Raw genomic sequence first — 24910 nt, forward strand, 5'->3', positions numbered from 1 at the left:
GGGAGAAGTCGGGATGCCGGGGTCAGGAGAGTCCGGTCAGGCTCAGGTAGAGGTCGGCGAGAGTGGGTCCGGCGGCGATGCCGATGACGGCGCCGAGCAGCATGAACGGACCGAACGGCACGCCGGACTTGCGGCCGGCTCGGCCGGTGAGCATCAGCACGACGCCGACCACCCCGCCGACGACGAAGGCGCTGAAGCCGCCGACGATGAGTTGCGGCCAGCCGAGCCAGGCGAGCAGCATGCCGAGCGAGCCCGACAGCTTCACGTCTCCCAGCCCCATCCCGGCCGGATAGGCGAGGGCGAGCAGCAGGTACATGCCGCCGAGCGCGATCAGGCCGATCGTGGCCTGCAGCATCCGCCCCCACTCGCCGGTCACCCACGACGCCGCGAGCAGCGACACCGCGGTGATCGGATAGGCGGGCAGGGTGATCACGTTCGGCAGGCGGTGGTGATCGACGTCGATCAGCGCCAGCGCGAGACCGCCGGCAGCCCAGATCAGCAGCGCTGGGGCGACCGCGGGCGGCAGGTCGCCGAAGACAGCGCCCGCCGCGACGGCGGTGAAGAGCACGGCCGTCGCGGCCTCGACGAGCGGATAGCGGATGCTGATGCCCTCGGCGCAGTGCCGGCAGCGCGCCCGCAGCAGCAGCCACGACACGATCGGCAGGTTGTCGTACCAGGCGATCGGGCGCTCGCACCGGGGGCAGGCGCTGCCCGGCGACACGATGCTGAGGCCCTGCGGCACCCGCCACACGACGACGTTGAGGAACGAGCCGATCAGCGCGCCGAACACCGCGGCGAACCCGATCGGCACCCACGCGGGCAGCACGCCGGCGATCATCCGATCTCCTTGTAGCCGCCGAGGGACGAGCCGGTGATCAGTGCGGGCGCGTTCCACTTCTGGGTGGTGGAGCCGCTGCACGGCACGAGTCGCACGTGCGACCAGGCGTAGCCCGACTCGGGTACGGCCGCCAGGCACCGGGTGCGGTCATCGGCGAGCTGGAAGGTGTAGCTGGTGAGCGTGTTGCCGGTGTTGCCGTTGCGGATGAACTTCTGCTGGCTGTTCAGCGATCCGACATTGACCGGGTCGCACGACTTGAAGTGCACGTCGGTGTTCGCCGCCCCGCTCGTGGTCAGGCAGTACGGCGTCGTGTTGTTCAGCTTGACCGAGATGCTCTGCGCGGCGCTCGTGGTCGCGGCACCAGTCGGCTCGGAGTAGTACCACTTGTGGTTCCACTTGAGGTTCGCGCCCGACTTGGTCGGGTCCTGCTTGCACGGGTAGACGATCATGAACGCCTTGCCGATCTGCTCGTCGGTGACGTCCATGCAGCGTCCGAACTCGCTGTAGTTCACGATCTGGTTCGTGTTGTAGCTGGCTGCCCCGGCTCCGACGCTCGGAGCCGGATTGAACAGCCCGGTCGTGGAGGACTTCTCGACGACCTTTCCGCTCTCGAGACTGAGCCAGCGATTCGAGCGCGCGTCGTTCGCCTTGTTCTGCCCCACCCACGACCCCGGAGGCTCCCAGCTCCACAGCTGGTTGCCGTCCGAGCTCTGCAGCTTCCCCTCTGCACACGGCTGGAGTGTTGCGTCGTCGCTGGTCGCTCCGGACCACTTCTTCCCGGTGATGCACAGCGTCGTGGCCTTGCCGATGGTGCTGGCGAGCTTGAGACGGTAGTCGGTGTCGTAGACCCACAGGTTCAGCTTGTCGTCAGTGCATTCGGCGGAGGGCCGCATGTTGATGCGGCTGCCCATCTTGTCGTTGACGGCCTTCAGGCAGCTGTTTCCATCGGAGCTGTTGATGCGGCCGCCGGGGATGTTCACGTTCGTGGTTGTGAAGGTGTACAGCGCGGTGACGGTGCGGTTGATCGCCGTGCCCGCGGCCGCGCCGGCGTCGCTTCCCGTGGAGACGATCCTTGCGAAGCGCGGTTGCTTCAGCGGCTTTGTTCCTGCCGCGAACTTCAGCTCGTTCGCGTCGAGCCACGTGCTGTCCTTGTTCGTGGGATCTTCGGCGTAGTACTTCACGGTCACTGAGTAGGCCAGGTCACCGTCGTCGACCTTGCCCGTGATCGTTTGGGGAAGCTTCGACGGATTGCCGTAGTCGGCGGCCGTGCCCGCGACGACCTTGCTCTCGGTGTTCGAGCGCAGCGTCGAGAGCGTGGACTGGATGCCGGCCTGCGCGGCGTAGCCGGTGCGCGTGTTCTTCTGCGCCAGCTGGATGGCTTGCATCTGCGAGAGCAGCACCGACAGCAGCACGAGCATGATCCCACCGGCGAAGAGGGTGAACACGACGGTCAGCAGCAGTGCGGAGCCCTCATCGTCGCGACCGAGGTGACGGCGCCGCCGCGCGGCGCGCAGGTGGTACAGACGCATCATGAGCGGTACCCGCTTCCTGCGCAGATCGGGGTAGTGCTCTGACCCCCGGCGTTGACGGTGTTCGAGGGCGATTCGACCGAGCTGTTCTTGGCGTAGATGGTGGTCATCGCCTCGGATCCGGCGCGGTCGTCGAGGCCGGCGCGAATGTGCACGGTCAGGCCCTGGTAGTTGCTCACTCCGGCAGCGGCGACCATCGTGGCGAAGGGGTAGGTCGTGGTGGCCGTGCCGATCACATCGCGCATGATGACGCTCCACTTTCCGGTCGACGGCGATTGGGTCGCGGGCCAGCTGCGCAGGGCGATGGTGCCGTCGTCAGCGCGGTAGCGCAGCTGCGTGCAGGTGGTGACATCGGTCGACGACGAGACGGCGTCGGTGCGCCATTCGACGTAGGCGGCGGTGCCCACCGCTCCCGGCTGGTTGATGGCATCGGCGTAGCGCGCCGAGCGCTCGATGCGCTGCAGGGCGATGCCGGCGGCGCTCGAGGTCTGCGCGTCGACACGCGCCTCGGTCGATGCCCGCGAGACGGCGACGACGGCCCCGATGAACAGGGCGAGGAAGACCGAGAAGACGGTCATCGCGACGGTGAGCTCGACGAGCGTGTGGCCGGATTCGGCGTCGCGGCGGTGCTGTGCGCGCCCCGCACGCAGGCGGCGCGAGGTCAGTACGCGATCCACGGCACGTCACCCTTCGTGTCGAACAGCGCGGAGGTGGTGAACGCGCACGAGTCCGATCCGCCGCAGACACTGTCGTACTGCACGATCACGATCACGCGAACCATGCGGCTGAGAGTCTTCGGGGTCGGCGCGGGCGGCGAGGCCGCTTCGGGGTCGGTGGTCTGGCCGGCGATCTTCGTGCAGTCACCGCCGGCGATCGGCTGATAGCAGGTTCCGATGAGCACCGTGGAGTGGAAGTCAGTTCCGCTGCGGCGCACGGTCTGGGTGATCGGGATGACGGCCGTCGCGCCGGAGCTCGTCGAGGCCGGGTATGTGGTCGAGACACCGGTGATACCGGCGGATGCGTGAAACGCGGCGGTCACGGCCGCGGCACGGCGCCCGGAGACGAGCGTCGCGAGCTGTGCGTTCGAGCCGGTGAGCCGCTGTACCTCGTCCATGCGGGCCGAGGCCACCGAGACAGCGAGCTGCGCGCGCTGCTGATCGGCTGCGAGGCGCAGCCCCTGCATGGCGAAGGCGCCCAGGGCGACGGCGACGCCGAGCAGCAGGACGACCGCGATGATGACCTCGATGAGCGTGAAACCCTCGTCGTCGCGTGCGGCGGGATCGGACACGTCAGCTCCTCTCGGTCGGATGGGGGAGAAGGGTTGCGCCTGCACGGCGAACCGTGCAGGCGCAACCACTGTCAGGAATCTGCGCTTACGGCGTCACCTTGCTCCAGGTGCCCTTGCCGGTTGAGCTGTTGTACGTGTACTTCTCGTTCGTGATGTTCTCGTTGTCGCCCACGATCGTGTAGGCGCCGTCCTTGGCCGTCGGGAAGGTGAACGTCACCAGGTTGCCCGCAGAGACTGTGCCCTCCACGATGTCAGGCTTGGCTGTGGTGCCCAGCTTGTAGGCGGTTCCGCGTGCAGGCGTAGCCGGCGTCGTCTGGGAGAGGCCGCTGGCGCTGCCATTGTTGGCGGTTGTTGCCTGCTCGACGACGAGAACGGCGTTGGTGACGTCGCTCTCCACGGACGCCTTCCACGCGCCCTGGCGCATGTTCAGGAAGACGGGGATGGCGACGGCGGCGAGGATGCCGATGATGATGACGACGACGAGCAGCTCGATGAGCGTGAAGCCCTTTTCGCCGTCCTGACGCTTCTTGAGGACGTTGGCGATTGCCTTGTTCATGGTGTTCCTTATCTGGGGTCGGGACTGAAAGTGATGAGGCGTCGAGGTGGGTGGTCCCGACGCTTTGACACTACTGATGAAGTGCAAGGTTTCTGCAAAGAAAACCCTGGTTGTTGCGCAATTCTCGATTTGGGGAGGGCACGCCGATCAGCGCCTGCTCATTCGCGAGACACGCGCGTCGGGCGGCGCGGAGATTCGGGTCTCCGCGCCCGGGTCACATCGACTGGATCTGCTGGAAGATCATGAACATGGGCATGTAGAGGGCGACAATCATGTAACCGAGCAGACCGCCCATGAACACGATCATCAGCGGCTCGAGCAGCGCGGTCAGCTGCGAGCTCATGGTCTCGACTTCGTCGTCGTAGAAGTTCGCCGTCTTCTCGAGCATGGTGTCGATCGCGCCCGACTCCTCGCCGATCCCGATCATCTGCACCATCATGTCGGGGAACACGTCGGCCCCCGACAGAGCCTCGGCGATGGGGCGGCCCTGCCGCACGGCATCCGCCACCTCTTCCAGCGCATTCGTGATCACCTGGTTGTCGGCGGTCGCCCCGACGATGCTCAGCGACTGCAGAATCGGCACGCCCGACGCGAGCATGGTCGAGAAGTTGCGCGCGAAGCGCGTCAGCGCGATCTTCGAGTTGAGCTTGCCGAACACCGGCACCTTCAGCTTCAACGGGTCGACGATCTGCCGCACGGCGGGCGTGTTCTTCGCCCGCCACCACCACATCGAGAACGCGATCAGGGCGACGACGAGGATCGGCAGCACGATCGGCATGGCGTGCGAGAGGTCGACGAGCATCTGCGTCGGCCCGGGCAGCTGGCCGCCGAGATCCGTGAACATGTTCTCGAACACGGGGACGATGAACACGAGCATGGCGGCGACCGCGACCACCGCGATGATGAGCACCACGATGGGGTAGGTGAGCGCCGACTTCACCTTGGCGCGCAGCTTGGTCTCGGCTTCGAAGTTGTCGGCCACCATGATCAGCGAGCGATCCAGGAACCCGCCGGTCTCGCCGGCGCGGATCAGGTGCACCATGATCGGCGGGAAGATCAGCGGAAACTCCTCGAGCGCGAGCGACAGTGCCGTGCCGCCCTCGACCCGGCTGGCCACCTCGGCCACCGTGCGCTTGAGCTTGGGGTTCTCGGTCTGCGCCTGCACGATCGTCATGGCCCGCAGGATCGACACACCGGAGCTGACCATCGTCGACATCTGCCGCGTGAGGATCGCCAGGTCCTTCAGCTTCGGGTTGCGCTCGAGGCCCGGGATGGTGATCTCGCGCTGCAGGCCCGTGCCGCCGCCCTTCGCGGCGAGCTTGTCGGGGAACACGCCGCGGGCTTTCAGCTGCTGGATCGCCGCGGCCTCAGAGGGCGCCTCGAGCACGCCCTTCACGGCCTTGCCGTCGCTTCCCATGCCGCGGTACGTCCACTGCGGTGTCTGCGTCGCGGCCATCTCAGTGCGCTCCCGTCGTTCCGGCGGTGCTCTGGCGCACGCCTTCGGGGGTGAGATCGCCGGCCGCGGCGCGACTGATGCCGCGGTTGCGCACCATCTGATCGAACTCGGTGACGTCCTGCGCGAGTTCGACGGCCGCGCCGTACTCGATCTCGCCGGCCAGCACCAGGCGCGCGAGATCCTGGTCGAGGGTGTGCATGCCGATGTCGTTTCCGGCCTGCAGGGCGGTGCGCAGCTGGTGCGTCTTCCCCGCGCGGATCAGGCTCTGGATCGCCGGGTTGGCGAACATCACCTCGGTCGCCACCGCGCGGCCGGTGCCGCCCGCCCGCGGGATGAGGGTCTGCACGATCACCGCGCGCAGCGTCGCCGCAAGCTGCGTGCGCACCTGCGCCTGTTGGTGCGCGGGGTACACGTCGATCACACGGTCGATCGTCTGCCCGGCATCCTGCGTGTGCAGGGTCGCGAAGACGAGGTGGCCGGTCTCGGCGGCGGTGAGGGCGGTCGAGATGGTCTCGAGGTCGCGCATCTCGCCGACGAGGATGATGTCGGGGTCCTGACGCAGTGCGTGCTTGAGGGCGTCCGAGAAGCTGCGTGTGTCGGCGCCCACCTCGCGCTGGTTGATGATGCCGCGCTTGTGGTGATGCAGGAACTCGATCGGATCCTCGACGGTGACGATGTGCGAGGCGCGGGTGCTGTTCGCCTTGTCGATGATCGCGGCGAGCGTGGTCGACTTGCCCGACCCGGTCGGGCCGCACACGAGCACCAGCCCGCGCGGCAGGTTGGCGAGCTCGACGAGCTCGCGCGGCAGCCCGAGCTGACCGACCGACTTGATCTCGGTGGGGATGATGCGCAGCGCCGCACCCAGTCCGCGCTGGTCTTGGAAGATGTTCACCCGGAAGCGGGCGATGTCGCCCACCGAATAGGCGAGGTCGAGCTCGAGTTCGCGGTGGAACACCTGCATCTGCTCGGCGGGCACGAAGCTCTCGATGACCCGGCGGATGCGGTCGCGATCCCAGATCGACGTGCCCGAGACCGAGCGCAGCTGACCATCGATGCGCACCACGGGCGTCGACTCGGCGACCAGGTGCAGGTCGGAGGCGCCGTCGTCGATGATCGACGCGATCGAGCGGATGAACTCGGGATCAGCATCCGGGATCTCGGCGCGGATGACGCGCTCGACGTCGGCCGCGCGCGACTCGCGCACCGGCTTCGCCGTGGCGCGACTGAAGTCGGGCAGGAGGTCGCCCGCGAAAACCGGAACGGGCGCGACGGATACCGGTGCGGGCGCCGTCGGCAGCGGCACAGTCGGCGCGGGCGCGGTCGCAGCCGTCTCGGCCGGTGCGGTCACGATCGGCACCGTCAGCTCGACGGGAGCGAGCACGGGTTCGACGGGAGCGAGCACGGGTTCGACGGGAGCGAGCACGGGTTCGGACAGCTCAGCCGGAGTGAGCACCGGCTCGTCGAAGGGCGACTCGATCACCGGCATCGCGCCGGTCATCGCACGACTGCGCCGCGTCGGCTGCGCAGCGGGGGCGCCGCCCGGCAGCGTGACCCCGGCGACCCCGTCGAGGAACGAGCGCAGCTCGGGGTCGACGTCGACGCCCCCGAGGAGCGCGTCGAAACGCGGTGACGTCGCAACGGGAGTCGTCCCATCGTCGTGGTTCACGGTGTTGCCCTCTCGTGAAAGGAAGTCATGTCGGAGCGGAGGGAGTCGCGCGGGCCGGTCATACGGTGACCCGCAGCACTTCCTCGATCGAGGTGTGCCCGAGCAGCACCTTCGCCCAGCCGTCCATCCGCAGTCGTGTCATGCCGGCGGCCTCGGCATGCGCGGTGATCTGAGCGGTCGGGGCGTTCGCCGAGGCGAGACGTTCGATCTCGTCGTCCACGGCCATCACCTCGTGCAGCGCGACGCGTCCGCGATAGCCCGTGTTCGAGCACTGCGAGCATCCGGCGGGCCGGAACACGGTCGGCGGCTCCTGGCGCGGATCGAGCAGCCCGCCCACCATCCGCATCTCGACCTCGGTGGCGACGGACTCGGTCTTGCACCGCGCGCAGAGGCGACGCGCCAGTCGCTGGGCGACCACGGCATCCAGCGCCGACCCGACGAGGAACGGCTCGACGCCCATCTCGATCAGCCGGGTGACCGAGCTCGGGGCGTCGTTGGTGTGCAGGGTCGAGAGCACGAGGTGGCCGGTGAGCGACGACTCGATGGCGATCTTCGCCGTCTCCTCGTCACGGATCTCACCGAGCAGGATCACGTCGGGGTCGGAGCGCAGGATCGAGCGCAGCGCCGACGCGAACGTCAAGCCGGCGCGAGGGTTCACCTGCACCTGGTTGATGCCGGCCATGCGGTACTCGACCGGGTCTTCGACGGTGATGACGTTCACCGTCGGCTTCGAAATCGCAGCGAGCGTCGTGTAGAGCGTGGTCGACTTACCCGACCCGGTCGGCCCGGTGACGAGGATCATGCCGTAGGGCTTGGTGAAGCTCTTGCGGTAGACGTCCATGTTGCGATCGAGCATCGACAGGTCGCTGAGCTGCAGGCTGGCGACCGGTGCGTCGAGCACACGGGCGACCACCTTCTCGCCCCACACCGTGGGCAGGGTGGCGACGCGCAGGTCGACGCTGCGACCGCTGTGCACCACCGTGATCCGGCCGTCCTGCGGGCGACGGCGCTCGCCGATGTCGAGCTCGGCCATGACCTTCAGGCGGCTGATCACACCGGCGATCATCGAGCGCGGCACGCTCTGCACGGCGACGAGCACGCCGTCGATGCGATAGCGCACCCGCAGCTCGTCGCGCGTGGGCTCGATGTGGATGTCGGAGGCGCGGTCGGTGATCGCCTGGCTGATGATCAGGTTCACGAACCGGATGATCGGGGCTTCGTCGCTGGCGGCGTCGACGTCCTGGCTCCACAGGTCGCTGTCGCTCTCGCCGCCCTCGAAGGCCGACGTCAGCTCTTCCAGCTCGGAGTCGACGCGGTGGTAGCGGTCGATGGCGGCGAGGATCGCCTCGGCTTCGGCGACCACCGGGATGACGGGAGTCTGCAGCACGGCGGCCACGTCGTCGAGCACGATGACGTTCGCGGGGTCGGCGACGGCCACCATGATCCGCTCCCCGATGCGCGAGATGGGCAGCGCGACGTGGCGGCGGCACAGCTGGTCGGGGATCAGCGTGACCACCGACAGCTCGACGGCGAACTCGGTGAGATCGACGAACGCGAGCCCGAACCGCTGGGCCAGCGCGACCGCGCGCTCGCGCGGTGTGGCAGGTTCCGCCTCCTGCTCGGGTTCGGCGGGCGACGCCGGCTCGGGTTCGGCCTGAGGCTCGGGATCGGACTCCGGCGCGTCGTCGTCTGCGCCGGGCAGCGCGTGCGTCGCCGGCGGCACGGCGACGGTCGTGCGCTCGTCGGCCGCGAACTCCTGCAGCAGCGCGAACGTGCTGTCGCTGGCGGGCGGCAGCGTGCTGGCAGGCGGCAGCAGGCTGTCGTGCGCGGCGGGCGTGTATCCGGACGGGGACTCCGCGGTCGCCTTCACGGTGGGCACGGTCTGTGCCGCCGCCCCTTCTGCGGGCGTCGCGTCCGCGGGCGGCTCCTCTGCATCCGCCGCTGCGGCGAGGGCATCCGGCTCCGCGTCGAGTGCGGCAGTGGCATCCGGATCGGGGGAGGTGCGCCGCTCCTGGGCGGCCGGCGCGTCGAGCTGCCCGGCCGTGAGCAGCTGCTCGGTCGCGAGCCGCTGGCGCTCGGCGCGACGGCGCGAGCGGCGCGACAGCGGCTCGTCGGCGGCGGCCGGTCGCTGACCGGCGACCTGATCGACGGGAGCGCCGGTGAGAAGCGCGTGCCAGATGGCTTCGGAGGTCGCGGCGGACTGCAGGGTGAGCGGGCCTGCATCGGTCGAGGGCTCGCTGAGCGAGCCGAGCGAGTCCGGCCCTTCTCCGTCCTCGAACCGTGCATGACGAAACATCGTCATGGTCCCCTCCCCAATATCCAGTTCTTCAGCGGTGACTGTCAGCCGCTGCGCCTCGCAGACATCCTCCGAAACGGGGAGTGTGACCGAGAGCGTCGCCCGGGTGAAGCGATGCGCCACTGCATTCCTCTCGTAATGGTGCTGGAGTTGTCGCAGGATCTGCTCAGGCGGGCAACTGCTTAGCCTGAGGATCTGCTCAAGACGACGTGTCGGGGCCGGCGCGGCGTTCGGGGTCTTCGCCCATCTGCGGCGGGCCGGAGTTCACTGAGGGTTCACACAGCCGTCGAAGAAGCAGGCATCCAGACACCTGGGCGACACATCGGATGACTACGAAGAGAAACGGCATTCGCCGTCTCCCTTCCTGAAGAGGTTCTTTCTCCATGCCCCACTCCTCACTCCGCCGTGCCGGAGCCGGAGCGCTCGCTGCGGTGGTCGTCGCCACCGCGCTGGTGTCCGGTGCCGTTCCGCAGATGGCACCGGCCGCGTACGCCGCAGACGGCGCCTCGACGCCGGCACCCGAGAACAGCACTGCCGCCCCGCAGCCCGAGCCCACCGCCCCGCAGCAGACCTCGCCCCCGGAGGCGTCCGCCGCGCCCGAAGAGACGGTGACCCCTGCTCCGGATCCGTCGTCCTCCCCGACGGCAGAAGCCGGCCATGCAGAACCGGCCCCCTCCGAGCCTGATCCCGTAGAGATCGCTCCGAGCACCGAAGACGCCACGCCCGCGGCATCCGACGACGCGCCCGCCACCGGCGAGAGCGGCAACGCGGCTGAGCACTCGCCGCTGCTGATCACCGAGATCAACGGTGACAACGTCGGTGCCGACACCTATGAGTTCGTCGAGGTCACGAACACGACTGCCGAGCCCATCGACCTCACCGCCGAGGGTTTGCAGATCAGGTACCACACGAGCCAGTGGAACGCCGGCACCGCGCAGCCGCTGATCCACCTCGACGGCGAGGGCGACAGCCCGGCTGTCATCCCCGCCGGCGGCACCGCGGTGCTGTGGATGAACTACGCCGATGGCGACACGCGCCGCAGCCTGACGAAAGAGCAGTTCCGCGCGTTCTACGGCGTGTCCGAGACGGTGCAGGTGCTGCGCTTCGGCCCGCAGGGTGGGTTCGCGAACAGCGGGTCGCGCGGTTTCAGCTTGACGGATGCCGAGGGCGCTCCCCTCACGCGCGCCTGGGTTCCCGCCGATGACGGCGTGAGCTCGACCCCGTGGAACGCGCAGTTCGCCGTGCCGAACCAGATCGGCTCGACCGACGCACGCCTGGTCGACTTCGACCCGACCGGCGCGGCCGCAGCACCGACCCCGGGGTCGATCACGATCGATCAGGTCACCAGCGAGCTGATTCCCGCCCCGAAGCCCACCGACCCTGACGCGACGGGCCCGATCCTGCAGATCACCGAGGTCGCTCCCGACACGGCGAACGTCGCGGGCTCCGACGCGTTCGAGTTCATCGAGGTGTACAACGCCTCGGACGCGCCCGTCGGCTTCGGCGACTACGCGCTCAGCTATCTCACGACCGACAACGCGCTGACCGGGCCGACGACGAACGCGTCCACGCTGTGGCCGGCTGGGCCGGGTGAACCCGCCATCGCCCCGGGCGAGACGCTCGTGCTGTGGATCCAGAACCCTGCGGTGCTGAGCGCCGGATACACGGTGGCCGACTTCAACGCTGCCTTCGGCACCGAGCTGGTGCTCGGCGAGAGCATCCTGACCATCGCATCCGGAGGCATGGCCAACGGCGGATCACGAGGGCTGCAGCTGAGCACGAAGAGCGGGCACGACATCTCCCGCGCGTACTACTTCGACGACGCGCAGACCACCGCCTCCACGGCGATCCAGTACGGCTGGAACCCCGCTGACGTCAGCGGCGCCCTGTGGGTTCCGGCAGATCCCGCCGGCACCGGCCAGACGATGCTGGGCCTTGCGACGCCCACCCCGGGTGCCGTGAGCGAAGGACAGGTCGCGGATTCCTACGTGCCGTACCCCGCCGCCGGCACGGCGCCGACGATCGTCGACCTCACCGGGGGCTCGGAGCTGCCTGGCGGTGAGGGGGTAGAGCTCGGTTTCGACATCGCCGACGACGTGCTCGTACGGCGGGTGACCGTGACACTGACCGACGATCTGGGCGCCACCGAGACGCGCGAGCTCACCTTCACCACCGCCGGCCGCTACGTCTACGGCATCCCGTCGGTCGACGTCTACGGCAAGCGATGGCTGGAGTACTCCGTCACCGCGGGTGACGGCAGCCAGACCGTCACGCTCGGGCCGGTGCGTCTCACGCTCGACGACAGTGCCGATGAACCCGTGCGGCTCAATCTCGCCGAGGAGCAGTACGTCGGCGGGCAGACCCCCGTCGTCGCGACGACCGACGGCGATCCGGCATCCTTGTCCCTGTCGATCGATGGTGAGCCGGTCGGCGAGACGACTGCCTCGCTCGAGCGCGCACCCCGATTCGCCATCGAGGCGACGAGCACCGACGCCTTCTTCCGCAACGGGCTCAAGCTCGGCGACACCGTGCTCACGGTGTTCGACGAGGGCTATTACGACCGCATCGTCACGGTCGACGCCGAGGTTCCCGTGCAGGAGGTGGTGCGCGGCGAGCAGCTGACCCTCGGCGTTTACGCCGGCACGAAGGCCTGGCCGCAGCCCGACCCGAACGAGAACAACGACGACTACACGGCGATGAACCCGCGTCTGGTGCTGCCCGACGGACGAGTGCTGCGACCGACGTCCTGCGCGGGAGCCGGCGAGGGGCAGGAGCCGACGGCGCGGGCATGCCCCACCACCTCGACCGAGCGGATCAACTTCAGCGACGCGAACCTGGTGTACTTCCTCGCGACGTTCACCATCCCCGACGACGCCTTCGACTCGGTCTCCACCCTGTGGGACACCACGACCGTCGCTGACGGCGAGCACGTCGTCACCGCTGTCGAGTCGAACGACGCGGCTCGCGCCGAGGCGCCGGATGCCCGGACCGCGACCCGCACGGTGCTCGTCGACAACACGGCCCCCCAGATCGACGCCACGCTCGTGGACGGGCGCCAGTACCGCGGCGAGTTCACTATCGACGCGACGGTCACCGACACCGGGTCGGGTTTCGAATCGGTGACGGCCGTGCTCGACGAGAAGGAGATCACGCTGCCGCTGGCGACATCTTCGCTCGCGCTGTCGCCTGGCGACCACACGGCCGTCATCACGGCGAAGGACGCGGTGGGCAACGTCTCGACGAGCACGACTGCGTTCTCGACGGCCGATGAGAAGCCGCGCACGCAGCTGATCAGCCCCGACGACGGCGCCGAGCTTACCGGCGACGAGGTCGACCTGGTCGCGCGTCCCGGTTCCCAGGTCGACGACCGTCTGGAGCTGTGCTTCGCCGAGGGGTACTCGTACACGCCGCTTGATAGCGCGGTGCGGGTCTGGTCGGGCGCGACGTCGAACTCGCGCTCGACCGACCGCACCGAGGCGAGGCCGCTCAGCGAAGACCAGCTGGCGCGCATCGCCCACCTCGACGGAATCGAGGTCGCCGAGAGCTCGGACACCGCCATGCCATACCAGCTGTTCACCGTGCGGGTCCCGGCTCGTGTCGGTGCCGATGCGCAGGTGCGGGTGGCATGGGAGGGGTCATCGAACGCGGACGCCAAGGTGCTGCTCTACGTGCAGAAGACAGACGGGTCGTGGCGCGAGATCGACCGTCACGTGACCACCGGAGGGGCGCCCACCTCCTTCTCGCTGGACGCGGAGGTCGCCGTCGACGGGCACGCGAAGAACGGGGAGCTGACTCTGCTGGTGCAGCACTCCGAGGGCTGGGCGGGCAGCGACACCAGTGCGCGCGACTCCCAGACGACGCCGTTCCATCCCGGTGCGACACCTCGCGATCAGTACGACTTCACCTTCGGGTGGCTGTCTGACACGCAGTACTACAACCGCAACGAGGGAGATCTGGGCGGCAGCGGCGGCTCGGACATCTGGTACCAGCATCAGGTGAAGATGAACGACTTCCTCGTCGCGCAGCGAGACGCGCTCAACCTGCAGTACGTGACGCACACCGGCGACATCGTCGACAACTATGATCAGCCGCACCAGTGGAAGAACGCCGACGAGGCGTACCGCAAGCTCGACGACGCAGGCATCCCGTACGGCGTGCTGGCGGGCAACCACGACGTCGGTCACTGGGACGGCGACTACACCGCGTACAGCGCCACCTTCGGCGAGGCGCGCTTCGCCGAGAATCCCTGGTACGGCGGGTCGTACAAGGACAACCGCGGCCACTACGACCTCGTGACCGCCGGCGGGATCGACATGCTCATGATGTACATGGGCTGGCCCGACCCCAACGACGAGGCCTCGAACTCCGAGGACATCGCGTGGATGAACTCGGTGATCCGGCAGTACCCCGAGCGCAAGGTCATGATCAACCTGCACGAGTACATGCTCACGACGGGTGGGCTCGGGCCGTTCCCGCAGCGCATCTACGACGAGGTCGTGGCGCCCAACGCGAATGTGATCTCGGTGGGCTCCGGCCACTATCACGACGCGTACACGCGGCTCGACGAGTTCGATGACGACGGAGACGGAGCGGCCGACCGGACGGTCTACTCGATGCTGTTCGACTACCAGGGTCTTCCTGAGGGCGGCCAGGGATACCTGCGCCTGCTGCACTTCGACAACGAGCAGGGCCGGATCATCGTGCGCACGTACTCGCCGTCGCTCGACGACTTCGACTCCGACGACGCGTCGCTGAACAACCCGGCCGGTATGCAGGAGTTCGAGATCCCATACGCCGCCGGCGGCATCGCGCCGGTGACGAAGGTGCTGTCGACCGACGCGTTCCGCGCCGACATCCTCACCACCAACGTCATCGACTGCGTCCAGGACGTGGTGAGCGGTGAGCAGACGGCGGTCTCCTGGGCAGGGCTGGATGCCGGTGAGCACGGCTGGTACGTGCGCACCACCGGCCCGTTCGGCGGTGCCGAGAGCACCGAGGTGCGCTCGTTCACCGTCGACGGCAAAGCGACGACCGACCCCGACGAGGGCGGCCCCGGTGGCGGCTCCGGCGGCGACGGTGGAGACGGAGGCTCGGGTGGCGGAGGCTCGGGAGGCGCTGACGGTTCGAGTGGATCGGGCGCCGACGGTTCGGACGGTGGCGAGAACCCGACCGTGGCCGGTCTCGGCAACCCGCTCGCGACCACCGGAGCGTCGGGCACATGGACGATCGGCCTCGGCATCATCGCGGTGCTCGCGCTCGTCGCCGGCGGCATCCTGTTCCGCGGCCGACGACCCCGCGACTGACTGCTGAGCACGAAGACCTCGTCGGCGCAGGCCGGCGAGGTCTTCGTGCTCAGCCCGGATGTGCTGACCCGGGTCGCCGGTGCCACCCCGGTACCCTTGAATCCATGCTCAATATGGCCGAGGGACTGTCCCGACTCGGCGCGCTCGCCGCGAATCCCGTCGTCGCCGCGCTCGCGACCGCCTTCGCCGATGCGGGCTTCGACCTCGCCGTCGTCGGCGGCCCGGTGCGCGACGCGCTGCTGGGCCGTGAGACGCACGACCTCGACTTCACGACGAACGCCCGCCCCGACGAAATCCTCCGCATCGTCACGCCGATCTCGAGCACTCAGTGGGACATCGGCCGCGCCTTCGGCACCATCGGCGCGCGCGTTCGGGGCGAGCAGGTCGAGATCACCACGTACCGCGCCGACAGCTACGACGGCGTCACCCGCAAGCCGGTCGTCGAGTTCGGCGACACCATCGAGGGCGACCTGCTGCGGCGCGACTTCACCGTCAACGCGATGGCACTGCAGGTTCCGGCCGTCAAGCTGATCGATCCGACGGGCGGCGTCGAAGACCTCGTCTCGGGCATCCTGCGCACCCCGATCGATCCCGAGATCAGCTTCGGCGACGACCCGCTGCGGATGCTGCGCGCGGCGCGCTTCAGTGCCCAGCTCGACTTCGCGATCGATGACGCCACCTTCGCCGCCATCGAGAAGCTGCGCGAGACGCTGACGATCGTCAGTCCCGAGCGCGTGCAGGGCGAGCTCGTGCGGCTGATGCAGACCGACGACCCGATCCGCGGCATCCGGGTGCTGGTCGAGAGCGGGCTCATCGAGGAGTTCTTGCCTGAGGTGAGCGCGCTGCGGCTCGAGGTCGACGAGCACCACCACCACAAAGACGTCTACGAGCACTCGCTCACGGTGGTGCGTCAGGCGATCGACCTCGAGAAGGCGCGCAACCCCGATTCCGCCCCCGACGTGCCGCTGCGCCTGGCCGCGCTGCTGCACGACATCGGCAAGCCGCGCACCCGCAAGCTCGAGAGCGGGGGAGGGGTCACTTTCCACCACCACGACGTCGTCGGTGCGCGCATGGCGCGCAAGCGCCTGCAGGCGCTGCGCTTCGACGGCGGCACGATCGATGCGGTCGCCAAGCTCATCGAGCTGCATCTGCGCTTCTTCGGTTACGCCGAGGGCGCGTGGACCGACAGCGCGGTGCGACGGTACGTGCGCGACGCCGGTGACGTGATCGAGCGCCTGCACATCCTCGTGCGCGCCGACGTCACCACCCGCAACAGGCGCAAGGCGGCTCGCCTCGCCTCCGCCTATGACGACATCGAGCGGCGCATCGTCGAGCTGCGCGAGCAGGAGCAGCTCGACAGCATCCGCCCCGAACTCGACGGCAATCAGATCCAGCAGATCCTCGGCATCGCGCCGGGCCGCGAGGTCGGCGAGGCGTACCGGTTCCTGCTCGAGGTGCGGCTCGACGAGGGAGTGATCGGCCCGGATGCCGCCGAGCAGCGTCTGCGCGAGTGGTGGGCTGCTCGCGGCTGAGCTGCGCGGCTTTGCCACGTTTTCGCAATCTCCGTCGCGAGACTTGGCTTGCAGCACGAGACAGGGCTTACACAGGCAGGTCTCGTGCTGGAACGGAAGTCTCGGCGCCGCCCGCGCGCGCGGCGCTGCGCGGGCGGGGGTCAGCGGGCGAGCTCGGCCGCGACGGCCCCACGCAGCCACTGCATATAGGTGTCGGCGTCCCATCCCGACTGTGCGACAAGCTGCTGATAGCTCTCGGGCGAGAGCAGGAACGACAGCGTCGCAGCGGTCGCCTGGGGGGCGGCCTTCGGGGCGGCCAGACCGCGGGCGATGAGTTCGTCGACCAGGCGTCGGTAGTCGTCGGCGCGACGATGCAGGATCTGCGTGAGCACCTCGTCCACCCGCTCATCCGACAGGGCTGCGCCCAGCAGCACCGTCCACAGCCGATGCCCGCGTGCGTTCGCGTCGGTGATCTGAGCCAGCACGGCGTCGAGGAACACATCGTCGGGCAGCTCCAGCACGCCGGCGGCGACATCCGTGTCCGTGAGCGATTCGGCGCCCTCGTATCCCGAGAACGTCACCTCGAACGCCGCGATCAGCAGTTCGGCCTTCGAGGCGGCCGTCTTGACGGTCTCACCGGAGACGCCGGCCGCGCGCGCGATCGCGGCGATGGTGGTCGCCTGGTACCCCTGTCGGGCGAACAGCTCCCCGGCCGCGGCGATGATCCGGGCGCGCGTCTCACGTGCCTGGCGGGCACGGAGTTCGGAGCGGTAGACGCGAGCGGTCGATTCCGTCATTGACTTTCCTTGCAAGCAGATGAATACTGTCTCGGTATATCGATCTTAGAGAAGGAGTGCCATGTCCACCCACCTCATCGCCTGCACACCGGCGCACGGGCATGTCATGCCGCTGCTGCAGATCGCTCGCCATCTCATCGAGCGCGGTGACGATGTGACGTTCCTCACCAGTTCCCGCTACGGCGAACGAGTCGCGAGCACGGGAGCCCGGTTCGTCGCTCTTCCTGCTGCGGCCGACATCGACCTCGACGACGCCGACGCCGCGTTCCCGGAGCGCGTGGGACTGACCGGAGCGGCAGCTCTGCGCTTCGACATGAGCAATCTGTTCGTGAGGCCGGGAGTCGCTCAGCTCGCCGCTGTGCGCGCCGTGCTGGCAGAGCAGCGCATCGACACCGTGCTCGCCGAACCCCTCTTCCTCGGCGCCGCTCTGCTGCAGCAGCTGCCTCGGCACGACCGGCCGCCGGTGATCGCGCTCGGAATCTTCCCGCTCGGGGTCCGCAGTCGCGATACGGCGCCGTTCGGCCTCGGCGTCACGCCGATGGCCGGTCCCCTTGGGCGACTGCGCAACGCCGCGCTGCGGACCATCGCGGAGCGGCTGATCTTCCGCCGCGTGCAGCGGGAGGCCGATCGGCTCGCCGCTCGCGAGACAGGTCGTGGCCTCGGAGGGTTCGTCCTCGACTGGGCCGGGCGAGCCGACGCCTACATCCAGTTCACCGTTCCCGAGTTCGAATACCCCCGATCGGATCTGCCCCCGACGGTGCACTACGCCGGAGCGATTCCCGCCGTGATCTCCACTCCCGCTCTGCCGGAGTGGTGGAGCGATCTCGACGCCGGCACACCCGTCGTGCACGTGACCCAGGGAACCATCGCGAACCGCGACTTCTCGCAGCTCGTGCTGCCGACCCTCGAGGCGCTGCGCGACAGCGATGTGCTCGTCGTCGCATCCACCGGGGGGCGTGCCCTCGGAGACCTGGCATCCGATCTGCCGGCGAACGCCCGAGTAGCCGAGTACCTTCCGTACGATCAGCTGCTGCCCAAGGTCGACGCCATGGTGACCAACGGCGGCTATGGCGGTGTTCAGCAGGCGCTGCGGCACGGCATCCCACTGGTCGTAGCAGGACGAACCGAAGACAAGGTCGAGGTCTGCGCGAGGGTCGGCTGGTCGGGAGCGGGGATCGACCTGCGCACGCAGACGGCCGATGCGCCGAAGATCCGGGACGCCGTGCACCGCGTGCTGAACGAGCCCGCATTCCGGGCGACCGCCGCGCAGATCGGTCACGCCCTGCGCGCCGCCGATCCCTGGCGGACGCTCGACGAGGTCATCGACGCGAGCACGATCCAGCGCACCGCCCTCACCTGATCCGGGTGCGGTGAAACGCGTGACCGAACAGGTCGCGCACACATACACTGGGCACACCCATCAGCGCCGATCGGAGCCAGCGTGCCGTCCCCCTGGTCGTCATCGCGTGACGCCTCCCCGGAGGTCTCGCGCCTTCTCATCGAGCGCGCACACGAAGAGCTCGTCGCCGGGAACCTCGACGATCGCCGCCTGCAGCAGGTGCGCCCGCTCGTGCGGGCATCGTGGGAGCGTGCCTGGCAGGGGCGCGTGGGCGCCGAGGGACTGCCGCCGCTCGATTTCGGCCACGATGCCCTGGAGGCGTACCGCACCGGGCATCCGCTCGCCGGGGTGATGGATCTCATCCGCTCGCTGCTGCTGCCGGGCAGCGCCGAGGACTCGGGAGTCGTCGTCGCGGTCGGCGACCACGCCGGCCGGCTGCTGTGGGTCGAGGGCGACCTTCGACAGCGCGTGCTCTCGGGCGAGATGGGATTCGTCGCGGGCGCGAACTGGTCCGAGCAGACCGTCGGCACCTCCGCCCCCGGCACGGCGCTCGCCGTCGGCGAGTCGGTGCAGATCCACCACGCCGAGCACTACAACCGACTCGTGCAGCCGTGGTCGTGCACGGCGGCCCCCGTGTTCGACCCCGAGACCCGCCGCATCCTCGGGGTGATCGACGTGACCGGCGGGGCCGAGGCCGTCACACCGCAGGCCCGGATGCTGGTGGATGCCACGGCGCGAGCCGTCGAATCCGAACTGCTCGTCGCGCGCCTGCGGGCACGCAGCGAGGCACCCCGCGGCTCGGAACGATCGCCGCGCCGCTCGCCGCGTGACACCAGGCACGCGCGCCTGCAGGTGCTGGCACGCGACCGCGCCCGCCTCGAGGTCGACTCCGCCGATGGGGAGACGACGATCGAGCTCAGCGCCAGGCACGCCGAGATCCTGCTCATGCTCGCCGTGCACCGACAGGGCCTGTCGGCCGAGCGGCTCAGCGAGCTCGTCTACGGCGAGGGCGCGTCCCCCGACACCCTACGGCCCGAGATGGTGCGTCTGCGCAAAGTGCTCGAGCGGGTCTCGCCAGACCTCGCGCCGCAGTCCCGGCCGTATCGGCTGACCGCACCGCTCGAGACCGACGCGCAGAACGTGCTCTCGCTGCTCGACCGCGGTGCGCACCGCGTCGCGCTCAGCGCCTATCCGGGTGCGGTGCTGCCCGAGTCGGCATCACCCGGCGTCGAGGAGTTCCGCGAGACGGTGCGCGCGGCCCTGCACGAGGTGATGGTCAGCGAGGCCAGTCTCGACGTGCTGCTCGCGTACGCCGAGATCCCCGAGGGGCAGAATGACGCCGAGGCGCTGCGCCTCGCCCTCGAGATGCTTCCCGCCCGCTCGCCGAGACGCTCGGGTCTCGTCGCGCGGATCGAGCGTCTCGACGTCGAGTGACCGCAACCGACTGCAACGTTGCGCACGGGGGCGCAACCTGACGCCACCTACCTTCGAACCCAACAGCCGCGCAGCATCGAGGCCGCGGCCCGTCGAAGGAGTCAACGATGCCCATCGTCGAAGAAGACGTGTCCACCGCGTACGCCGCCCCCGGCCAGCCCGGTGCCGTCGCGAACTACCGCGCCCGGTACGGCCACTACATCGGCGGCGAGTTCGTCGAACCCGCCAAGGGCCAGTACTTCGAGGACATCAGCCCGGTCAACGGCAAGCCGTTCACCGAGGTCGCCCGTGGCACCGCCGAAGACATCGACCGCGCTGTTGACGTCGCCTGGAAGGCGTTCGAGTCGTGGAAGCGCACCTCACCCGCTGAGCGGTCGGTCATCCTCAACCGGATCGCCGATCGCATCGAGGAGAACCTCGAGGCGATCGCCGTCGCCGAGACGTGGGAGAACGGCAAGCCCGTGCGCGAGACGCTCGCCGCCGACATCCCGCTCGCCGTCGACCACTTCCGCTACTTCGCCGGCGTGCTGCGCGGACAGGAAGGCGGCATCAGCCAGCTCGACGAGAACACCGTCGCCTACCACTTCCAGGAACCACTGGGCGTAGTCGGGCAGATCATCCCGTGGAACTTCCCGATCCTCATGGCGACCTGGAAACTGGCTCCTGCGCTCGCCGCGGGCAACTGCATCGTGATCAAGCCAGCCGAGCAGACCCCGGCATCCATCCTCTTCCTCTTCGAGATCATCGGCGACCTGCTGCCCGCCGGCGTCGTGAACATCGTCAACGGCTTCGGCATCGAAGCCGGCGCACCTCTGGCGCAGCACAAGCGCATCCGCAAGGTCGCATTCACCGGCGAGACCACCACGGGCCGGCTGATCATGCAGTACGCCTCGCAGAACCTCATCCCGGTCACACTCGAGCTCGGAGGCAAGTCGCCGAATGTCTTCTTCGAAGACGTCGCCCGCGCCGACGACCCGTTCTACGACAAGGCGCTCGAGGGCTTCACGATGTTCGCGCTCAACCAGGGCGAGATCTGCACCTGTCCGTCGCGCGCGCTCATCCAGCGCTCGATCTACGACGGCTTCCTCGCCGACGGACTGGAACGTGTCGGCAAGGTCATCCAGGGCAATCCGCTCGACCCCGCCACGATGATCGGCGCGCAGGCGTCGAACGACCAGCTCGAGAAGATCCTCAGCTACATCGACATCGGCAAGCAGGAGGGCGCGAAGCTGCTCACCGGAGGCGGGAGGGCAGACCTCGGCGGCGACCTCAGCGAAGGCTTCTACGTCGAGCCGACAGTGTTCGAGGGCAGCAACAGCATGCGCATCTTCCAGGAGGAGATCTTCGGCCCCGTGCTGTCGGTGACAAGTTTCAGCGACTTCGACGACGCCATCTCGATCGCCAACGACACGCTCTACGGTCTCGGCGCCGGCGTGTGGAGCCGCAGCGGCGACACCGCGTATCGAGCCGGCCGTGCCATTCAGGCCGGTCGCGTATGGACGAACACTTACCACCAGTACCCGGCCCACGCCGCGTTCGGCGGGTACAAGCAGTCGGGCGTCGGCCGCGAGAACCACAAGATGATGCTCGATCACTACCAGCAGACGAAGAACCTGCTGGTGTCGTACGCCGAAGGCCCGATGGGCTTCTTCTGATCGGCCTCCCCAGTGCCGGGCGGGCGTCGCGTGACGTCCGCCCGGCAGCCGTTCCCGAGCGAAGGAGTCGCAGATGGTCAGCATCGGAAGGTACGAGCGGGTGGATGTGTCGGATGCCGCGGCCGAGCTGCTGCGCGAGCTGACGACGCAGCACGGGCCCCTGATGTTCCATCAGTCTGGCGGATGCTGCGATGGCTCGTCGCCCATGTGCTACCCGATCGGCATGTTCATCACCGGACCGAGCGACGTGCGCCTCGGTGAGCTCGACATCGCGGGCCTCGAACCGATCGAGGTGTTCATGTCGGAGGCGCAGTTCGAGTACTGGAAGTACACGCACCTCACGATCGACGTCGTGCCCGGCCGCGGGGCGGGCTTCAGCGTCGAGGGTCCGACGGGCATGCGCTTCCTCATCCGGTCCCGGATGCTGAACGATGCCGAGCTGGAGTACTTCGGCCTCGCTCCGGCCTAGGCATCCGGATCAGAGCATCCGACCATCTCGGCGTACCGCGTGCCGACGCGTCACACCGCCGTCAGGGCACGACGACCGCGCGTCCCTGCACCCTCCCGTCGTGCAGCCGCGTGTATGCCTGAACCGCCTGGTCCATCGAATAGCGCTCGACGTGCACACCCACCGATCCGCCGCGGGCCAGTGCCAGCACCTCCATGAGTTCGCTGCGGGTGCCCCAGTACGGGGCACGAACCGATGCGCCGAACGGGGTGGAGAAGAAGCCGGTCGGCAGCAGGCCGCCGCCGATCCCGACGATCTGGATGTCGCCGTCGACGGCGACGACCTGGCGCGCGATGTCGAGAGTCGGCTGCACGCCCGTGAAGTCGAACACGGCTTCGGCTCCGCGACCCTCGGTGAGGCGGCGGATCTCATCGACGGCCGACTCGTCCGACATCAGCGCGTGATGGGCTCCGACATCCCGCGCCAGCGCGAGCTTCTCCTCGGCGATGTCGAGAGCGATGACGGTCGCGGATGAGATCGCGCGCAGCAGCTGGATGCCGACGTGGCCAAGTCCGCCGGTGCCGATGACGACGGCCGTCGACCCGGCGACGAGCTTGTCCCTCGACGACATGATCGCGTGGTACGGAGTCAGACCGGCGTCGGTCAGCGACACCGTCTCGACCGGGTCGAGGTCGCCGATGGGAACGAGATGGCGCGCGTCGTCGACGATCAGGTACTCCGCCATCGCACCCGGCGAGCCGAGGCCCGGAGGCTGGATGCCGAGTTCCGCGGCCCTCGTGCAGTAGTTCTCCGCACCCCGTGCGCAGGCGTGGCACTGCCCGCACCCCCATGGGCCGTAGACGGCGTACGAGGCCCCGAGCTCGATGCCCTCCACGCCGTCGCCGAGCTTCTCGGCCACACCCACTCCTTCGTGCCCGAGCGTGAGGGGAAGGCCGTACACGTACTGCTCGGCCGGGAGGTTCATGACGAACCAGTCGGAGTGGCACAGGCCGGCGGCGGTGACCTTCAGACGGATCCGGCCCGGCCCGGGTTCCGGCGTCTCGATGTCGACGAGCTCCGGTCCTCTGCCGATCGTGCGGTACTGGATGGCCTTCATCGTGCAACCTCCTGATCGAGCTGCGGCGGCGGGCGCGGCCGCATGCTCGTCCAGCATCCTCCATCCGGGGATCGACCGAAAGCCCGCCGCCCCGGATATATTCCGGCCGTGTCAGCGGAAGAAGACGAAGGACAGCAGGCCGAGGAAGTGCGGCAGAAGCGTCACGCCGAACACGACGATGATGATCACGAGCGTCACCCACGAGAAGCCCTTGCGCAGGCGGCGGCCCTGCGGTGCGACCCCTGCCGGCGGCCGCAGCATGGCAGCAGGCGGGGCGAAGGGCAGCGCCGCGGGCGAAGCCGGGGGCGGCGGCAGCCGGGTCGCCGGATGCGGCGCGGCAACGTGCTGCGCCGATCGCAGCCGGTCGTCGCGCCAGCGCGCCCATTGATCGAACTTGCCCAGCAGCGCACCGACCGTGCTGAACAGCCAGGCCCAGGTGCTGACGTCGGTGGTCGAGGCGGGCCGTCGCATGTAGAGGAACAGCCAGTCGTCCACGATCTCGACATCGAGCTGCGCCGCATGGTCGATGAAGCGCGCCATGATGTCCGGCGTGAACAGGTAGAGCGCGTCGGCCTCGTACCCGCTCGGGCAGTACAGCGTGAAGTGCCGGTCGAAGTCGCCCTCGAGTGAGAGGCGCTGGTCCTTCGAGAACGTCGACGGCAGATTCGACCCGAGCCCGTTGTTGCCCAGTGCGTCGAGGACGATGTTCGGCAACGGCACATCGAGCTTCACGGCGACGTAGCCCCAGCTGTGCGTCGTCTTGTTCTTGCCCGACCCGGTCGTGTACCGGTAGTTGCCGAACTCGACGAAGCGCGGCTCCTGCCCGCGGACGAGCTGTGACCCCATGCGCGAGTGGCCAAGGTGGAAGATCATGCCCGGAAGCGGCGGGTCGCTGACGAACGGGCGGAACGTCATGCCGTTCGCCTGCGCGAACCGGGCTATCCGGTAGGTGCTCTCGCGTGTGCGGCCGCGAGAGATCACGAGAAGCGGGATGGCGATTGCGGCGATCACGAACGGGATCAGCGCCGGCAGCGAGAACAGCGCCCCGAACCCGGCGTCCCCGGAGGCGATGCCTGCCATCAGTCCGAACAGGGTGAAGCCGATGGTCGGCAGGAACACCATGCCGAAGACGACCGCGACGATCACGCCGATGACGATCTGGGCACCCGACGTAGGGTTCTGCGCCTTGACCGTCCGCCAGAACGCGCTCACCGCGCGCGGGTCGACCGGTTCCGTCAGCGGCCGCGTCTCGAACGGGTGCTGCTGCGCCGGCGCCGGATCCATCCGTCCACGGTACCTGCCATGATCGATGGGTGACTCAGACTCGAACCCTGCCCACTCTCGACGGCCGCACGTTCAAGATGGTGTCGTCGACGACGTCGGTCGTCGACCACGACGCCCCGAGCGTGTTCCACTACTTCGAGCAGGACGGTGCGATCTGGGGCGACTACGCCGGCGACACCGTCACGATCGGCCGCTTCGTGGGAACCCGCACCGGCGACACCATCTGGGTGTCTTTCGTGCACGTGCTGGCCGCCACGGGCGAGGTCGTGACCGGCGACGGCGAGAGCGAGATCGAGATCGGCGACGACGGGATGCTGCGCCTGGTCGAGCATTACGAGATGCACGGCGCCGCGCAGCTCAGCGTGTGCGTCGAGACCGCCGCGGCCTGACCCG

Annotated in this window: 18 protein-coding genes; 7 read left to right on the forward strand and 11 right to left on the reverse strand. The window is 68.7% G+C overall.

The features are described from left to right. Positions 1-22: 22 nt before the first annotated feature. The 8 genes from ACWIDW_RS05020 to ACWIDW_RS05055 all read right to left on the reverse strand — a co-directional run bounded on the left by ACWIDW_RS05020 (position 23) and on the right by ACWIDW_RS05055 (position 9635). Positions 23-838: a prepilin peptidase gene (locus ACWIDW_RS05020; RefSeq protein WP_454123472.1), complete on the reverse strand. Its 816-nt coding sequence runs from the start codon at positions 836-838 to the stop codon at positions 23-25. Next, a complete protein-coding gene (locus ACWIDW_RS05025; RefSeq protein WP_454123474.1) occupies positions 835-2370 on the reverse strand; it encodes a hypothetical protein in 1536 nt (511 codons plus the stop codon). Before ACWIDW_RS05025 ends, ACWIDW_RS05020 begins: the two co-directional genes overlap by 4 nt. Next, on the reverse strand, positions 2367-3044 hold the full coding sequence (locus tag ACWIDW_RS05030; RefSeq protein WP_454123476.1) for a PulJ/GspJ family protein: 678 nt from the start codon (positions 3042-3044) through the stop codon (positions 2367-2369). The genes ACWIDW_RS05025 and ACWIDW_RS05030 overlap by 4 nt, the downstream gene beginning before the upstream one ends. After that, a complete protein-coding gene (locus tag ACWIDW_RS05035; RefSeq protein WP_454123478.1) occupies positions 3029-3655 on the reverse strand; it encodes a type IV pilus modification PilV family protein in 627 nt (208 codons plus the stop codon). Before ACWIDW_RS05035 ends, ACWIDW_RS05030 begins: the two co-directional genes overlap by 16 nt. 85 nt (positions 3656-3740) lie before the next feature. Further along, positions 3741-4211 carry a type IV pilin protein gene (locus ACWIDW_RS05040; RefSeq protein WP_454123480.1) on the reverse strand — a complete coding sequence of 157 codons (471 nt, stop codon included), beginning with the start codon at positions 4209-4211 and terminating at the stop codon, positions 3741-3743. Positions 4212-4425: 214 nt separating this feature from the next. Further along, positions 4426-5667, reverse strand: coding sequence for a type II secretion system F family protein (locus ACWIDW_RS05045; protein ID WP_454123482.1), 1242 nt, complete (start codon positions 5665-5667; stop codon positions 4426-4428). Position 5668: 1 nt separating this feature from the next. Continuing rightward, positions 5669-7333 carry a PilT/PilU family type 4a pilus ATPase gene (locus tag ACWIDW_RS05050; protein WP_454123484.1) on the reverse strand — a complete coding sequence of 555 codons (1665 nt, stop codon included), beginning with the start codon at positions 7331-7333 and terminating at the stop codon, positions 5669-5671. 58 nt (positions 7334-7391) lie between these two features. Continuing rightward, positions 7392-9635, reverse strand: coding sequence for an ATPase, T2SS/T4P/T4SS family (locus ACWIDW_RS05055; protein WP_454123486.1), 2244 nt, complete (start codon positions 9633-9635; stop codon positions 7392-7394). Positions 9636-10012: 377 nt separating this feature from the next. Between ACWIDW_RS05055 and ACWIDW_RS05060 the strand changes: the two genes are divergently transcribed. Then, positions 10013-14932, forward strand: coding sequence for a metallophosphoesterase (locus tag ACWIDW_RS05060; protein ID WP_454123487.1), 4920 nt, complete (start codon positions 10013-10015; stop codon positions 14930-14932). A 104-nt stretch (positions 14933-15036) separates the two neighbouring features. After that, entirely contained in the window at positions 15037-16464 is a 1428-nt protein-coding gene (locus ACWIDW_RS05065; protein ID WP_454123488.1) for a CCA tRNA nucleotidyltransferase, read from the forward strand. Positions 16465-16604: 140 nt separating this feature from the next. Here the strand turns inward: ACWIDW_RS05065 and ACWIDW_RS05070 are convergent, their stop codons facing one another. Further along, positions 16605-17240: a TetR/AcrR family transcriptional regulator gene (locus ACWIDW_RS05070; RefSeq protein ID WP_454123489.1), complete on the reverse strand. Its 636-nt coding sequence runs from the start codon at positions 17238-17240 to the stop codon at positions 16605-16607. A 61-nt stretch (positions 17241-17301) separates the two neighbouring features. On the opposite strand from ACWIDW_RS05070, the gene ACWIDW_RS05075 reads away from it, so the two are divergent. The 4 genes from ACWIDW_RS05075 (at position 17302) to ACWIDW_RS05090 (ending at position 22137) form a co-directional block, all read left to right on the forward strand. Continuing rightward, the gene (locus ACWIDW_RS05075; protein ID WP_454123491.1) at positions 17302-18600 is read left to right on the forward strand and encodes a glycosyltransferase; all 1299 of its coding nucleotides are present in this window, start codon (positions 17302-17304) and stop codon (positions 18598-18600) included. Between the two features lie 81 nt (positions 18601-18681). Further along, a complete protein-coding gene (locus tag ACWIDW_RS05080; protein WP_454123493.1) occupies positions 18682-20013 on the forward strand; it encodes a GAF domain-containing protein in 1332 nt (443 codons plus the stop codon). A 107-nt stretch (positions 20014-20120) separates the two neighbouring features. Beyond that, positions 20121-21668, forward strand: coding sequence for an acetaldehyde dehydrogenase ExaC (gene exaC / locus ACWIDW_RS05085; RefSeq protein WP_454123494.1), 1548 nt, complete (start codon positions 20121-20123; stop codon positions 21666-21668). A gap of 73 nt (positions 21669-21741) precedes the next feature. Beyond that, positions 21742-22137 (forward strand): DUF779 domain-containing protein, encoded by a 396-nt coding sequence (locus ACWIDW_RS05090; protein ID WP_454123496.1) that lies wholly within the window; start codon positions 21742-21744, stop codon positions 22135-22137. A gap of 61 nt (positions 22138-22198) precedes the next feature. On the opposite strand, the gene ACWIDW_RS05095 is transcribed toward ACWIDW_RS05090, so the two are convergent. Together ACWIDW_RS05095 and ACWIDW_RS05100 are read right to left on the reverse strand one after the other, a co-directional pair. After that, on the reverse strand, positions 22199-23233 hold the full coding sequence (locus ACWIDW_RS05095) for an NAD(P)-dependent alcohol dehydrogenase (RefSeq protein WP_454123498.1): 1035 nt from the start codon (positions 23231-23233) through the stop codon (positions 22199-22201). Between the two features lie 111 nt (positions 23234-23344). Then, positions 23345-24517, reverse strand: a complete 1173-nt coding sequence (locus ACWIDW_RS05100; protein ID WP_454123500.1) for a hypothetical protein — start codon at positions 24515-24517, stop codon at positions 23345-23347. A gap of 29 nt (positions 24518-24546) precedes the next feature. Here ACWIDW_RS05100 and ACWIDW_RS05105 point away from each other — a divergent pair, with 29 nt between their 5' ends. Further along, a complete protein-coding gene (locus tag ACWIDW_RS05105; protein ID WP_454123502.1) occupies positions 24547-24906 on the forward strand; it encodes a hypothetical protein in 360 nt (119 codons plus the stop codon). Positions 24907-24910 lie beyond the last annotated feature (4 nt).

It is taken from the genome of Microbacterium sp. NPDC055312, assembly GCF_053645675.1.

Bases quoted from the DNA above. Each gene is read 5' to 3' on its own strand.
- ACWIDW_RS05020 (WP_454123472.1), bottom strand. From the start codon at position 838: ATGATCGCCGGCGTGCTGCCCGCGTGGGTGCCGATCGGGTTCGCCGCG.
- ACWIDW_RS05025 (WP_454123474.1), bottom strand. From the start codon at position 2,370: ATGATGCGTCTGTACCACCTGCGCGCCGCGCGGCGGCGCCGTCACCTC.
- ACWIDW_RS05040 (WP_454123480.1), bottom strand. From the start codon at position 4,211: ATGAACAAGGCAATCGCCAACGTCCTCAAGAAGCGTCAGGACGGCGAA.
- ACWIDW_RS05045 (WP_454123482.1), bottom strand. From the start codon at position 5,667: ATGGCCGCGACGCAGACACCGCAGTGGACGTACCGCGGCATGGGAAGC.
- ACWIDW_RS05055 (WP_454123486.1), bottom strand. From the start codon at position 9,635: ATGACGATGTTTCGTCATGCACGGTTCGAGGACGGAGAAGGGCCGGAC.
- ACWIDW_RS05060 (WP_454123487.1), top strand. From the start codon at position 10,013: ATGCCCCACTCCTCACTCCGCCGTGCCGGAGCCGGAGCGCTCGCTGCG.
- ACWIDW_RS05065 (WP_454123488.1), top strand. From the start codon at position 15,037: ATGCTCAATATGGCCGAGGGACTGTCCCGACTCGGCGCGCTCGCCGCG.
- ACWIDW_RS05070 (WP_454123489.1), bottom strand. From the start codon at position 17,240: ATGACGGAATCGACCGCTCGCGTCTACCGCTCCGAACTCCGTGCCCGC.
- ACWIDW_RS05075 (WP_454123491.1), top strand. From the start codon at position 17,302: ATGTCCACCCACCTCATCGCCTGCACACCGGCGCACGGGCATGTCATG.
- exaC (WP_454123494.1), top strand. From the start codon at position 20,121: ATGCCCATCGTCGAAGAAGACGTGTCCACCGCGTACGCCGCCCCCGGC.
- ACWIDW_RS05090 (WP_454123496.1), top strand. From the start codon at position 21,742: ATGGTCAGCATCGGAAGGTACGAGCGGGTGGATGTGTCGGATGCCGCG.
- ACWIDW_RS05095 (WP_454123498.1), bottom strand. From the start codon at position 23,233: ATGAAGGCCATCCAGTACCGCACGATCGGCAGAGGACCGGAGCTCGTC.
- ACWIDW_RS05100 (WP_454123500.1), bottom strand. From the start codon at position 24,517: ATGGATCCGGCGCCGGCGCAGCAGCACCCGTTCGAGACGCGGCCGCTG.